Here is an 11,837-nt window from a genome sequence, read left to right on the forward strand (position 1 = left end):
CCCTGCGCCGGGCGGGCGACGCCTCGGCGGCAGATTGGCGCGCGGCGGGTCTTTTCTGCCGGGCGGCGCAACTCCGGCGGCGGCCGGACGTTGTGAGGGCAAGGAAGGGCGCGGAGGACCCGCGCCGCGATGCGGACCTTATCCGACAGGAGGACATCATGAAAACATTCGCTCTCGCCACCGCTTTGCTCGGGCTTGCCGCGGCACCGGCGCTGGCAGCCACCGCCACGGCCCAGCTTTCGGGCACCGATGGCAGCGACATCGGCAGCGTCACCGTCACCGACACGCCTTCGGGCATGGCGCATGTCACCGCCAAGCTGCAGGGTCTGCCGGAAGGGGCGCACGGCATTCACATCCATGAGACCGGCGACTGCTCGGCGAGCGATTTCACCTCGGCCGGCGGGCATCTCGCGGGGGATGCCGAGCATGGGGTGATGGCCGAGAACGGGCCGCATCCGGGCGACCTGCCCAACGCGCATGTCGCGCCGGACGGCGCCTTGGAGGTCGAGGCGTTCCTGCCCGACCTCGACGTCGCCGAGATGCTGCTCGACGAGGACGGTTCGGCCTTCATCGTGCATTCCGGTCCGGACGACTACGAGAGCCAGCCCTCGGGGGATGCCGGCAGCCGCCTTGCCTGCGGTGTGTTCGAAGCCCAGTGATGCGGCATGTTGAGGCGGGCGCGGGCGCTCAGCGCTTGCGCCGCGCCCAGGCGATGGCGTCGGCGAGCCGGTCGTCGCCCCAGAACAGCTCGCGGCCGATCGCGAAGGTGGGCGAGCCGAAGACCCCCAGCGTCATCGCATCGGCGGTGGCGCTGGCAAGCGCGTGGACGATCTCTTCGGAGCCCGCGCGTTCCATCACCCGCTCTGGGTCCTGACCGACCTCGCGAAGGCTCTCGGACAGGTTCGGCTCTTCGCCTGCCGCTTCGCCCTTCTCGAACCAGCGCCGATAGGTGGCGCGGGTGTAGTCGATGCCCCAGCCCTCCCGCATGCCCAACACCGCGACCTCGTTGGCGAATACCAGCCCTGCGATGGGATAGGGAGCGGGCAGGATCGGGGCGAGCCCGTACCCCTCGGCCCGCCGTGCGATGTCGCGCCACATGTAGGCGGTCTTCACCGGCTTGTCCCTGAAGGGGATGTTGTTCTGACTGACCATGACATGGCGCACGTTGAATGGACGCCAGCGGAACTCGATGCCCTCGGCCCGTGCCACGTCGGGCAGACGCATCACCGTGAGGTAGCTGTAGGTGCTGCCGATGGAGTACCAGAAATCGATCATGGCCATGCGCTGCCCCCCTCTGCGGGCAGACTAGCAGATCCGGGCCGCGAAATCGCCCGTGACGTCAGTCGCCCAGATCGTAGCGCTTGCAGACGCTGCCCTCGGGACTGCGCCAGCTGCGGAAGCCCATCGCCGCATAGTAGCCTTGACCCTCGGCATTGGAGGCGCCGATACAGGCTTCGATCGCGGGCAGGTCGGCGGCGCCTGCCGCCGCGCGGGTGGCGGCGAAGAGACCCTTGCCGATCCCGCGCCGGGCGGCCGCCGGAGCGACGTGGGTGCCGATGATGCCCCATCCCTCGGGGGTGCCGTAGGGATTGCCCGCCATGGCGCGCGACAGGGCCTGCAGGCCCAGAAGCTGCCCGTCCGCGGCCTCGGCGACGAAGCAGCTGATCCCGTTCGGATGCGCGACATAGGTCGCCAGAACGAAGGCCTCGTCCGCCGGGCGTGTGCGCTTTCCGGCGGCGACGAGATCTTGCAGCATTGCAGACAGGCCCGGCACATCGGCGCGGTTGGCCGCGCGGATGGTTGCCGCGGCCGGATCAGGCATTGCCCGATCCGGTGAAGCGCGCCGCGTCCGCCGCCGCGCGCCGAATGGCGTTCGACTTGTGGACGGTCTCCATGTACTCGGCCTCGGGGTCGCTGTCGTAGACCACGCCGCCGCCCGCCTGGATGTAGAGCTTCTCGTCCTTCACGATGGCGGTGCGCAGGGCGATGCACATGTCCATGTCGCCGCCGGCGCTGAAGTAGCCGACACCACCGGCGTAGACGCCGCGCTTCTCGGGCTCGAGTTCGTCGATGATCTCCATCGCGCGCACCTTGGGCGCGCCAGAGACGGTGCCCGCGGGCATCCCGGCGAAGAAGGCCGACAGCGCGTCCTGATCCTCGGCCAGCTCACCCACCACGTTCGACACGATGTGCATGACGTGGCTGTAGCGCTCGATGGTGAACTGCTCGGTCGGCCGCACGGTGCCGATCTTCGAGACCTTGCCGGTGTCGTTGCGGCCCAGATCCAGCAGCATCAGGTGCTCGGCCAGTTCCTTCTTGTCCGCCAGCAGGTCGGCCTCGAGCGCCCGGTCTTCCTCGGGGGTCGCGCCGCGCGGGCGGGTGCCGGCGATCGGGCGGATGGTGACCTCGCGGCCGAAGACCCGCACGAGGATCTCGGGCGATGCGCCGATCACCTGGAAGCCGCCGAAGTTGAAATAGAACATGAAAGGCGACGGGTTGGTGCGCCGCAAGCTGCGGTAGAGCGAGAAGGGCGGCAGCGGGAAATCCTGCGTCCAGCGCTGCGCCGGCACCACCTGGAAGATGTCGCCCGCGCGGATGTAGTCCTTGGCCTTCTCGACCGCGGCCTTGTAGCTCTCGCGGGTGAAGTTCGACACCGGCTCGCCGATCTCGCGCGCCTCGCCGAGCTCGCGGCCCGCCTGCGGCAGGGCACGCTCGAGATCGCGCACCGCGTCCATCACCCGCTCGGCGGCCTGCGCATAGGCGGCGCGGGCCGACTGGCCCGACTGCACCCAGGCAGGGGCCACCACCGTCACCTCGCCCTTCACCCCGTCGAGCACCGCGACCACCGAGGGTCGCAGCATCACCGCGTCGGGCAGGCCGAGCGGATCGGGGTTCACGTTGGGCAGGCGCTCGACCAGCCGGATCATGTCGTAGCCGAGATAGCCGAAGAGACCCGCCGCGGCCTGCGGCAGGTCCTCGGGCAGCGCGATCTTGCTCTCGGCGATCAGCGCGCGCAGCGAGGCGAGCGGATCGAGGGTCTCCTCCTCGAAGGCGTCGGGATCGAAGCGCGCCTGGCGGTTCAGACGGGCCTGCTTGCCGTGGCACTTCCAGATCAGATCCGGCTTCATGCCGATGATCGAGTAGCGCCCGCGCACCTCTCCGCCGGTGACCGACTCGAGCATGAAGGCGTCCTTGGCCGCCCCCGTCAGCTTGAGCATCAGCGACACCGGCGTGTCGAGGTCGGCGGCGAGCCTAGTGTAGACGACCTGGTTCTCGCCCGCCTCGTAGGCGCGGGCGAACTCGTCGTAGGAGGGGGTCAAAGATGCCATGGTCTTACCGGAAATTGGTGTGGACGGCATTCACCGCCTGCTGGTCGATATTGACCCCGGCGCGCTCCTGAATGTCGGTGACGAAGGCGCGGAAGAGGTCCTGCGCCACGCTGCCTGCGGCCCGGTCCTTCAGCAGGCCCTCGAGCTGCTTCGAGGCGTCGCTGTCGCGATCCACCGGCGTCACCGCGTCAAGCCGCAGGATCAGCGCGGCACCGTCGCCGGACACCGCGCGGGCGTCGCCCGGCTTCATCTCGAAGGCGGCATCCAGCAGGCCAGAGGGCAGGTCCGAGATCTGCGCGTCGCGGGTCAGCGTCTGCTCGGCGTTGGGCTCAAGGCCGAGGTCGGCAAAACTCGCGCCCTGTGCCAGCTGCTGCGCCAGATCGTCCGCCTGGGCGACAAGCAGTTCGGTGGTCTTGTCCTTGTCCCAGCCGGCGGCAACCTCATCCTTCACCTCGTCGAAGGGGCGCGGCGCGGGCGGGCGGATCTCGTCGAGGCGGATCGCGAAGACGCCGCCGTCACCCAGATCCGAAATCGCCGGGTAGTCGTCCTCGGAAACCGCTTCAGCGGCCTCGCGGAAGGCATCGTAGCCCGCGATCGTCTCGTCGCTTTGCGCGTTCCAGGCGATCGTGCCCAGTTCCATCTCGGTGTCATTCGCCAGTTCTTCCAGCGTCGCGCCGCCGGCGAGTTCGTCGTCGAGGCTCTGGGCCATGCCCTCGATCACGCGGCGGGCGCGGTCCAGCGCCAGCTCGTCGCGCATCATCGGCACCGCCTGCTCATAGGGGGTCTCCTGCGCGTGCAGGATGGCGTTCACGCGGTAGAGCGCCGGGCCGAGGTTCGACGGAAGCGGACCGGCCACCTCACCCGTGTCGATCGCGAAGACGCCGTCACCTGCCTCGCCGAGAGCCTGCCTGGTCATGTCGCCGAGGTCGGTGTCGGCCAGTTGCAGCCCGCGCTCCTCGACCAGCGCCTCGAAGGTGATCTCGCCGGACGCGATGCGGTCCATCGCCGCCTGTGCCTCGGCCTCGTTGCCGAAGACCAGACGCTCGACCAGCCGGCGCTCGGGCAGGTTGAACTCGGCGCTGCGCTCCTCGTAGGCGGCGCGCAGCGTGGCCTCGTCCAGCTCGACGCTGTCGACGATCATGTCGGGGGTGATCCAGGCATAGGTGATGAGCTTCGTTTCGGGCAGCGTGAACCGATCCACGTTGTCATCGTACCAGGCCTGAAGCTCGTCATCGCCGGGAACCGGAAGCCCGGTTTCAAGCGCGTCCGCCTCGAGCCGCGCCCAGGAAAAATCGCGGGTCTCGCCGGCCCATCCAAGCAGCGTATCGACGTAGGTGTCGGGCAGGGCGGTGCCGGAATAGATCGCGGAGTTCAGCAGGTTACGGGCGCTTTCGCTGCGCAGGCCGGCTTCGAACTCGGCCTCGGTCAGCCCGGCATTGCGGAGCGCGTAGGCGTAGCTCTCGCGGCTGAACTTGCCGTCCGGCCCGTGGAAGGCGGCAACCTCCCCGAGCGCCTCGGCCACCTGGTCGTCGCCGACCGACAGCCCGATGCGGCTGGCTTCGTCGTCGAGCGCGGCATTGGTCACAACCTGCGCCAGCACCTGGCGGTCGAGCCCGAACTGCTGCGCCTGCTCCAGCGTCATTGGCTGGCCGGTCTGCGCCTCGAAGGCGCGCATCTCGTTCTGCAGCGCGCGGGAATAGTCGTTCACCGAGATCTCGGTGTCGCCGACGGAGCCGATGCCCCGCAGCCCGCCGGTGAAGTTCACCGTGCCGAAGGCGCCGAAGCCCAACACCACGAGGATCAGAAGACCCCATACGAGAGTCTTGCCGATGCTGCTCTTGCCGCGTGCCATGCGCTGCCTCTTGATCATGTGTTTCTGGCGTCGGGGTTTACTGGGCCAAGCCCTTGCTCGCAAGGGCTGTTGCACCCTCGCGGGTGCCCTGGCAGGCGACCGGCCAATCCAGCGCTTCGAGCCGACCGAAAAGCGTACCGATCTCGGCCCGGTTCACGTTGGCGAAGGCGAAGCGGAACTGGCGGGCACCGCGCGGATCGGTCTCGGGCATGAACATCGTTCCCGGAAGGGTGAGCACGCCGGCCTCGGCCACCAGCTTTGGTGCGAGCTGTGCCGAGCTTTCGGCGAAGGGGTGCTCGAGGTAGGCGAAATAGGCGCCCAGGCCAAGCAGCTTCCAGCCCTTCGCTTCGAGCCGGGGCATATTGTCGGCAATGGCGGCGCGGCGGTCGAGGATTTCGTCGCGCTCTCCGGCAACCCATTGCCCGAGGTTCCGAAGCCCCCAGAGCGCCGCACGTTGCCCGAGCTGCGTCGCGCAAATGGTCACCGTGTCGAGGAATTTCTCGACCTCGGGGAGCAGCGCCTCATCCGCGATGATGGCGCCCACACGGTGCCCGGTCAGGCGGTATGCCTTGGAGAAACTGTAGAGCTGGATCAGCGTGTCGCGACCCTCGGGGGCATTCAGCAGGTCGTGCGGGGCACCGCTGCGGCTGTCGAAATCCTTGTAGGTCTCGTCGACGATCAGCTTGATGCCATGCGCGCGCGCCAGATCGAAAAAGCCGCGCAGGATCTCTGCGGGATATTCTTTTCCGCCTGGATTATTAGGTGAAACCAATACAATGGCGCGCGTTCTTGAGGTGATGAGAGAAGCGGCGGTAGCAACCTGAGGCAGCAGTTCATCGTCGGTCGGCAGCGGCACGGTGGTCACGCCCGACATGTCGAGCCACATCTTGTGATTGAAGTACCAAGGGGTCGGCAGCAGCACCTCGTCGCCCTCGCCGCAGAGCGCGCTAATGCAAGCCGCGAAGGCCTGGTTGCAACCCGATGTAATCGCGATATTTTCCGCCGCCACATTTGCGCCATAATGAGCCGACCAATGCTGTGCCAGCTCCGTGCGCAGCTCGGGCATGCCCAGCACCGGGCCGTAGAGATGCGTTGCGGGGTCTGCGAGCGCCTCGCCCATGGCAGCGATCAGCGGCGCCGGCGGCGGGTCGATCGGGGCGGCCTGGCTGACGTTGATCAGCGGGCGATCTGCGGGAAACTCCACGCCTTCCAGCCAGCGCCGCGCCTCCATCACCGGCGGGGCGAAGGTGGTTTGCGTGCGGCTCTTGCTGGTCATTTGCGGTGTCTCCCTCAGTGTTGGCCGGACGCTATCAGCGGCCCAAGTCAGGGGGAAGAGGGCTCAGGCGACTTCCTCGGCGTCAAAGGCCGCGCGGGACGCCCGGATCGCCTCGTGGTTGTCATCGGCCCAGACCAGAAGCGCGCCGATCGCCGGCAGAGCCGAGCGGCCAAGATCGGTCAGCGCGTATTCCACCGAGGGCGGCTTGGTCGGAAAAACCTGCCGCGAGACCAGACCGTCGCGTTCCAGCTGCCGCAGCGACTGCGTCAGCATACGTTTGGAAATGTCTCGAAGCTGCCGTTGCAGCTGGGAAAATCTCCTTGGTGCCGGTTCCAGCGCGACGAGGATCAGCAGCGTCCACTTTTGTCCGACACGGTCAAGTACATCGCGCACAGGGCATTGCGCCTCGTCCGCCGGGGCGCCGGCCCATGCTGCCATACCATCAAGTATGGCGCGCACCGGGTCGGGGTTCCCTGCGTGTAACCTTGTCATGTGCATGTGCCTCCTTACGACGCCGGGAAGGGCGGTCTATTTATGAGACCATATCTCGAATCAGAACCCTGCACCAGCGCAGGGCCGCGGAAAGGAAAGACCATGTCCGACACCCTCGATTATCTCGTCACCGGCGCCTCCGGCCAACTGGGCGCTTTGGTTCTGGAGCAGCTGAAGGCAGCCGCGCCGGATGCACGTATCGGAGCGCTGGTGCGCCGGCCAGAGGCGGCCGCTGCGCTGGAAGCGGACGGATATGTCGTGCGCCTGGCCTCCTATGATGATCCCGCAGCGCTCGAGGCGGCCTTCGCCGGAGTGTCCAAGCTGCTGCTGATCTCATCGAGCGAGGTCGGGCAGCGCGCCGCGCAGCATGCCAACGCGATTGCCGCAGCCGAGGCGGCGGGCGTGGATTTTCTGGCCTATACCTCGATGCTGCGCGCCGCCAGCTCGCCGCTGACGGTGCTGCCGAGCGAGCATGTGGAGACGGAACGGGCTCTGGCGGACTCGGGTCTCGACTACGCGGTCCTGCGCAATAGCTGGTACAGCGAATACTACATGATGGCCGCGGCGGGCGCGGTTGCTCATGGCAGGCTGATCGGGGCGGCGGGCGAGGGCCGCATCTCCTCGGCGGCGCGGGCCGACTACGCGGCGGCTGCCGTCGCGGTGCTTACGGGCGAGCAACCGGCGCGCGGCACAATCTACGAGCTTGCGGGAGACCAGAGCTACACGCTGACGGAGCTTGCGGCGGCGCTCTCCGAGATTTCGGGCAAGGCTATCCCCTACGTCAACATGCCCCAGTCCGACTATGCGGCTGCGCTGGAGGCTGCGGGCCTGCCGGAGCCGGTGGCACAGATGTTGGCTGACAGCGACAATGGCGCGGCGCAGGGTGGGCTTTACAGCGAGGACCGAACGCTGTCGCAGCTGATCGGACGCCCGACGACCCCATGGCGCGAGATACTGAAGGCAGAAGTGACCAAGCTGGGCTGAGCCGGGTTCTCCGATTTAAAAGAAAAGGCGCGGCCATTGCGGCCGCGCCTTTGTGCGTAGAGCTCTGAAGACCCGGAAGGCCGGTCAGTCGTTGGTGCCGTGGAACGGTTTCACGTATTGCAGCGCCATGTCCCAAGGGAAGAAAATCCAGGTGTCCTGGCTTACCTCGGTGATGAAGCTGTCGACCTGCGGGCGGCCCATCGGCTTGGCGTAGACGGTGGCCACATGCGCCTTGGGCAGGTGCTTGCGCACCACTTCCAGCGTGCGTCCGGTATCGACAAGATCGTCGATGATCAGCACGCCCTCGCCATCGCCCATGACTTCCATGTCCGGGAACTTGATGACCTTGGGTTCCGACTGCGCCTGGTGGTTGTAGCTCTTGACCGAGATCGTATCGACGATGCGGACGTTGAGCTCGCGCGCCACGATCATCGCCGGCGCCATGCCACCGCGGGTGATCGCGACGACGGCACGCCACTCGCCGCCGCCCTCGGGCTTGTGGCTCTGCAGGCGCCAGGCCAGCGCACGGCTGTCGCGGTGCAGCTGGTCCCAGCTGACGTGGAAGCCCTTTTCATGGGGCAGGCGGTCGGTCATCTCGGGCATAGGGCTCTCCCTGTCGGATGTCTGTCGGTCGGAAGGGCGAGGCCCTTGGAGGTGATGAGGGCCGGGCCCTCGAAGGTCGAAAGGGGCTCAGCCCTTGGAGATGTCGGGCGCGTCGACGGCTTTCATGCCGACGACATGGTAGCCCGCGTCAACGTGATGCGTCTCGCCGGTCACGCCTGCGCCGAGCTCGGACAGCAGGTAAAGCGCCGATCCGCCGACATCGTCAATGGTCACGTTGCGGCGCAGCGGCGAGTTGTACTCGTTCCACTTCATGATGTAGCGGAAATCACCGATGCCCGAGGCGGCCAGCGTCTTGATCGGGCCGGCCGAGATGGCGTTGACGCGGATGCCGTCCTTGCCGAGATCCTCGGCGAGGTAGCGCACGGAGGCTTCCAGTGCCGCCTTGGCCACGCCCATCACGTTGTAATGCGGCATGATGCGCTCGGCGCCATAGTAGGTGAGGGTCAGCGCGGAGCCGCCGTTGTTCATCATCTTCTCGGCACGCTGCATCACCGCGGTGAAGCTGTAGACCGAGATATCCATGGTCAGATTGAAGTTCGAGCGGCTGGTGTCGACATAGCGGCCGCGCAGCTCGTTCTTGTCCGAGAACCCGATGGCGTGAACCACGAAATCCAGATTGTCCCAGCGCTGTTTCAACCCGTCGAACAGCGCATCGATCGAAGCCTCGTCCGAGACGTCGCAGGGCAGCACGATGTCCGAGCCCAGTTGCTCGGCAAGCGGATCGACGCGTTTCTTCAGCGCATCGCCCTGGTAGGAAAAGGCCAGCTCGGCCCCGGCCTCGTGCAGCTTCTTCGCGATGCCCCAGGCAATCGACTTGTCGTTGGCGAGACCCATGATCAGGCCGCGCTTCCCGGCCATCAGAGTATTTGACATACCTCACCTCTACCCGGCATTGATTTTGTCCATGTCCTTTAGGCGATTGGTCCGGGGGCATCAAGAGTTTGGACGCGCGCCCCGCCGCGGGGCACGCGGGAAAAGGAGACGGCGGATGAGTGATCGGAGTGGAATTTTTGCGGGCGACGATCCTTTCGTGATCGCGCAACGCTGGCTGACCGAGGCCGAGGCCGTCGAACCCAATGATCCCAATGCGATCGCGCTCTCGACCGTTGACGCGCAGGGGATGCCCAATGTTCGCATGGTCTTGCTGAAGGAAATCGAGGCGAATGCCTTTGTTTTCTACACGAACTACGAAAGTGCCAAAGCAAAAGAAATTTTGGGCAGCGATAAGGCAGCCTTTGTGTTACACTCGAAAATACTGCGGCGTCAGGTCCGGGTTCGTGGACATGTATTTAAGGAGGATGGCCCGCAGGCAGACGCATATTACGCGTCGCGATCGCTGAAATCCCGTCTCGGGGCATGGGCTTCCAAACAGTCCAGGCCTCTTGCGTCGCGGGCAGCACTGATGGCGGAGGTTGCCAAGATTACGGCAACAAAAGGGCCTAATCCGCCAAGGCCCGAATTTTGGGGGGGATTTCGGATCGCTCCCGTAGAAATTGAATTTTGGGCCGATGGCGCGTTCCGGTTGCATGACAGGTTCGTCTGGAGGCGTACAAGTGTTTCGGATGAGTGGACAGTGACCAGATTAAATCCTTGAATTTCATGTTACGCGAAATGCAAATTGGTAGAAAATACAGGTTTCAATGACTTGCAATCTAGCTTCACCCTATCGCAAGAGGGTAGCGGGGATACGCAAGACGACCAGTGGAAACGCATTTGACACAAGACGAGAGTGAAACGCGGCGCGTGCTTGGCCGGGTGAAGTGGTTCGATCCCGTGAAGGGGTTCGGCTTCGTCATCTCGGACGAGGGAGGACCCGACATATTGCTGCATGCCAACGTGCTGCGCAATTTCGGGCAGAGTTCCGTGGCCGACGCCGCGCGCATCGAAGTGAGCATCCAGAGTACCGAGCGCGGCATCCAGGCCACAGAGGTGTTCCGGATAGAACCCCCCGAGGCCCCCGCCGGGGTGCCTCTGGCGGATTTCGAGGAAATCGACCCCGAGATCATCAAGTCGGCGCCGCTGGAACCGGCGCGGGTGAAGTGGTTCGACAAGGCCAAGGGCTTTGGCTTTGCCAACGTCTTCGGCCGAGATCAGGACGTCTTCATCCATATCGAGGTGCTGCGGCGCTCGGGGCTTGCGGATCTGCAACCTGGAGAGGCGCTGGCCATCCGGGTGATCCAGGGCAAGCGGGGCCAGATGGCCACGGAGGTCTGCGCATGGGAAACCGCGGTGGTTCACTGATCTTCCTGGCAGCGATGCTGGCGAGCGGGCAGGCGGCATGGGCCGCCTGCGACGCCGAGGTGTTGCAGCTTCGCGGGGACTGGGGCAGCGCACGCTTTGTCGTGGCTGTCGCGGACAGCGTGAAGGAGCGGGCCCAGGGGCTGATGTTCGTCGAGCAGATGCCCGCGAGCGCCGGGATGCTGTTCGTCTACGACGAGCCGCACCCGGTGTCCTTCTGGATGAAGAACACGCTGATTCCGCTCGACATGCTCTTTGCGGATGCGCAGGGCGTGGTCGTCTCGGTGCACGAGAATGCCATTCCCGGTGATCTGACCGCGATCGAAAGCGGCGCGCCGGTGCAATACGTTCTGGAGATCAACGGTGGCATGGCCGCCCGTCTGGGCATTGCCGAAGGCAGCCAGATGCAGCACCCGACCATCACCGACGCGGCTTGGGCCTGCGAGTAGCTTTTTCGGCTTTTCAATCCCGGGCGAGCCTTGTATTGGCTGTCCCGTCGGGGCGTAGCGCAGCCTGGTAGCGCGACGGTTTTGGGTACCGTAGGTCGGAGGTTCGAATCCTCTCGCCCCGACCACTGAGCAGGGCAAGCAGGCCCTCTCGCCACATCATCCCTTCCTATCACATCGATGCTGCGCAGCTGGCTCTGCGCGAAGACGGCGCGTTCGCGGTACGAGCAGGACGCAGCGTCGTGCCGCGTCATGCAGCCGCGGCGCGTGATTTTTGTGCACCACTGCCGGGCTGCCGAAGAAAACCTCACTGTGCCGCTCGGAGAGACAATTGGGTACATCTTGTGTCACACTGACACAGATTGTGACAGGCGCCCGCAGCGACCCCACGCTGCAAGGGGTTTCGTGCGCCCGTCCGAATTGTGATAAAAATGTGGAGACCATAGCTGTGGTGTTTCGGCGGCAGTGCTCCACCAAATATATGGGGTGCGCCGGAATTTTCCGTTGACCGATGACGCGATTGTAAGCCAGTTTGTCCGCAACGGACCAAGAGCCACAATATGTAGTGGCCTTCCGCAGGGACAGATCTAGGGAAC

Annotated in this window: 13 protein-coding genes and 1 tRNA gene; 6 read left to right on the forward strand and 8 right to left on the reverse strand. The window is 65.6% G+C overall.

What is annotated here, in order from left to right:
- The first annotated feature begins 158 nt into the window (after positions 1 to 158).
- Positions 159 to 659 carry a superoxide dismutase family protein gene (locus tag IQ782_RS03145; RefSeq protein ID WP_194133128.1) on the forward strand — a complete coding sequence of 167 codons (501 nt, stop codon included), beginning with the start codon at positions 159 to 161 and terminating at the stop codon, positions 657 to 659.
- Between the two features lie 28 nt (positions 660 to 687).
- On the opposite strand, the gene IQ782_RS03150 is transcribed toward IQ782_RS03145, so the two are convergent.
- The 6 genes from IQ782_RS03150 to IQ782_RS03175 form a co-directional block, all read right to left on the reverse strand.
- Positions 688 to 1,281: a 2-hydroxychromene-2-carboxylate isomerase gene (locus IQ782_RS03150; protein WP_194133129.1), complete on the reverse strand. Its 594-nt coding sequence runs from the start codon at positions 1,279 to 1,281 to the stop codon at positions 688 to 690.
- 58 nt (positions 1,282 to 1,339) lie between these two features.
- Complete coding sequence (locus IQ782_RS03155; RefSeq protein WP_194133130.1) at positions 1,340 to 1,822, reverse strand: GNAT family N-acetyltransferase; 483 nt, start codon at positions 1,820 to 1,822, stop codon at positions 1,340 to 1,342.
- On the reverse strand, positions 1,815 to 3,329 hold the full coding sequence (gene trpE, locus IQ782_RS03160) for an anthranilate synthase component I (protein WP_194133131.1): 1,515 nt from the start codon (positions 3,327 to 3,329) through the stop codon (positions 1,815 to 1,817). The genes IQ782_RS03155 and trpE overlap by 8 nt, the downstream gene beginning before the upstream one ends.
- 4 nt (positions 3,330 to 3,333) lie before the next feature.
- The gene (locus tag IQ782_RS03165) at positions 3,334 to 5,181 is read right to left on the reverse strand and encodes a peptidyl-prolyl cis-trans isomerase (protein ID WP_194133132.1); all 1,848 of its coding nucleotides are present in this window, start codon (positions 5,179 to 5,181) and stop codon (positions 3,334 to 3,336) included.
- 37 nt (positions 5,182 to 5,218) lie between these two features.
- Positions 5,219 to 6,457, reverse strand: coding sequence for an aminotransferase (locus IQ782_RS03170; protein WP_194133133.1), 1,239 nt, complete (start codon positions 6,455 to 6,457; stop codon positions 5,219 to 5,221).
- 63 nt (positions 6,458 to 6,520) lie between these two features.
- Positions 6,521 to 6,949 carry a winged helix-turn-helix transcriptional regulator gene (locus IQ782_RS03175; RefSeq protein WP_194133134.1) on the reverse strand — a complete coding sequence of 143 codons (429 nt, stop codon included), beginning with the start codon at positions 6,947 to 6,949 and terminating at the stop codon, positions 6,521 to 6,523.
- Between the two features lie 102 nt (positions 6,950 to 7,051).
- Here IQ782_RS03175 and IQ782_RS03180 point away from each other — a divergent pair, with 102 nt between their 5' ends.
- On the forward strand, positions 7,052 to 7,933 hold the full coding sequence (locus IQ782_RS03180; protein ID WP_194133135.1) for an NAD(P)H-binding protein: 882 nt from the start codon (positions 7,052 to 7,054) through the stop codon (positions 7,931 to 7,933).
- An 84-nt stretch (positions 7,934 to 8,017) separates the two neighbouring features.
- Here the strand turns inward: IQ782_RS03180 and gpt are convergent, their stop codons facing one another.
- Complete coding sequence (gene gpt / locus IQ782_RS03185) at positions 8,018 to 8,527, reverse strand: xanthine phosphoribosyltransferase (protein ID WP_194133219.1); 510 nt, start codon at positions 8,525 to 8,527, stop codon at positions 8,018 to 8,020.
- 96 nt (positions 8,528 to 8,623) lie between these two features.
- Positions 8,624 to 9,430 carry an enoyl-ACP reductase FabI gene (fabI, locus tag IQ782_RS03190; RefSeq protein ID WP_194133136.1) on the reverse strand — a complete coding sequence of 269 codons (807 nt, stop codon included), beginning with the start codon at positions 9,428 to 9,430 and terminating at the stop codon, positions 8,624 to 8,626.
- Between the two features lie 115 nt (positions 9,431 to 9,545).
- Between fabI and pdxH the strand changes: the two genes are divergently transcribed.
- The 4 genes from pdxH to IQ782_RS03210 all read left to right on the forward strand — a co-directional run bounded on the left by pdxH (position 9,546) and on the right by IQ782_RS03210 (position 11,369).
- A complete protein-coding gene (pdxH, locus tag IQ782_RS03195) occupies positions 9,546 to 10,151 on the forward strand; it encodes a pyridoxamine 5'-phosphate oxidase (RefSeq protein ID WP_194133137.1) in 606 nt (201 codons plus the stop codon).
- Between the two features lie 119 nt (positions 10,152 to 10,270).
- Positions 10,271 to 10,798: a cold-shock protein gene (locus IQ782_RS03200; protein WP_240989038.1), complete on the forward strand. Its 528-nt coding sequence runs from the start codon at positions 10,271 to 10,273 to the stop codon at positions 10,796 to 10,798.
- Positions 10,774 to 11,244, forward strand: coding sequence for a DUF192 domain-containing protein (locus tag IQ782_RS03205; RefSeq protein ID WP_194133139.1), 471 nt, complete (start codon positions 10,774 to 10,776; stop codon positions 11,242 to 11,244). Before IQ782_RS03200 ends, IQ782_RS03205 begins: the two co-directional genes overlap by 25 nt.
- A gap of 48 nt (positions 11,245 to 11,292) precedes the next feature.
- A tRNA-Pro gene (locus tag IQ782_RS03210) sits at positions 11,293 to 11,369 on the forward strand.
- The last annotated feature ends 468 nt before the right edge of the window (positions 11,370 to 11,837 follow it).

Origin of the sequence: Salipiger mangrovisoli (assembly GCF_015223355.1) — a bacterium.
Taxonomy (GTDB): Bacteria; Pseudomonadota; Alphaproteobacteria; order Rhodobacterales; family Rhodobacteraceae; genus Salipiger; species Salipiger mangrovisoli.

Excerpts from the sequence above, each read along its gene's own strand:
- IQ782_RS03175 (WP_194133134.1), bottom strand. The coding sequence starts at position 6,949 with ATGACAAGGTTACACGCAGGGAACCCCGACCCGGTGCGCGCCATACTT.
- IQ782_RS03205 (WP_194133139.1), top strand. The coding sequence starts at position 10,774 with ATGGGAAACCGCGGTGGTTCACTGATCTTCCTGGCAGCGATGCTGGCG.
- pdxH (WP_194133137.1), top strand. The coding sequence starts at position 9,546 with ATGAGTGATCGGAGTGGAATTTTTGCGGGCGACGATCCTTTCGTGATC.
- gpt (WP_194133219.1), bottom strand. The coding sequence starts at position 8,527 with ATGACCGACCGCCTGCCCCATGAAAAGGGCTTCCACGTCAGCTGGGAC.
- IQ782_RS03170 (WP_194133133.1), bottom strand. The coding sequence starts at position 6,457 with ATGACCAGCAAGAGCCGCACGCAAACCACCTTCGCCCCGCCGGTGATG.
- IQ782_RS03150 (WP_194133129.1), bottom strand. The coding sequence starts at position 1,281 with ATGGCCATGATCGATTTCTGGTACTCCATCGGCAGCACCTACAGCTAC.
- IQ782_RS03180 (WP_194133135.1), top strand. The coding sequence starts at position 7,052 with ATGTCCGACACCCTCGATTATCTCGTCACCGGCGCCTCCGGCCAACTG.
- IQ782_RS03165 (WP_194133132.1), bottom strand. The coding sequence starts at position 5,181 with ATGGCACGCGGCAAGAGCAGCATCGGCAAGACTCTCGTATGGGGTCTT.
- trpE (WP_194133131.1), bottom strand. The coding sequence starts at position 3,329 with ATGGCATCTTTGACCCCCTCCTACGACGAGTTCGCCCGCGCCTACGAG.
- IQ782_RS03145 (WP_194133128.1), top strand. The coding sequence starts at position 159 with ATGAAAACATTCGCTCTCGCCACCGCTTTGCTCGGGCTTGCCGCGGCA.
- fabI (WP_194133136.1), bottom strand. The coding sequence starts at position 9,430 with ATGTCAAATACTCTGATGGCCGGGAAGCGCGGCCTGATCATGGGTCTC.
- IQ782_RS03155 (WP_194133130.1), bottom strand. The coding sequence starts at position 1,822 with ATGCCTGATCCGGCCGCGGCAACCATCCGCGCGGCCAACCGCGCCGAT.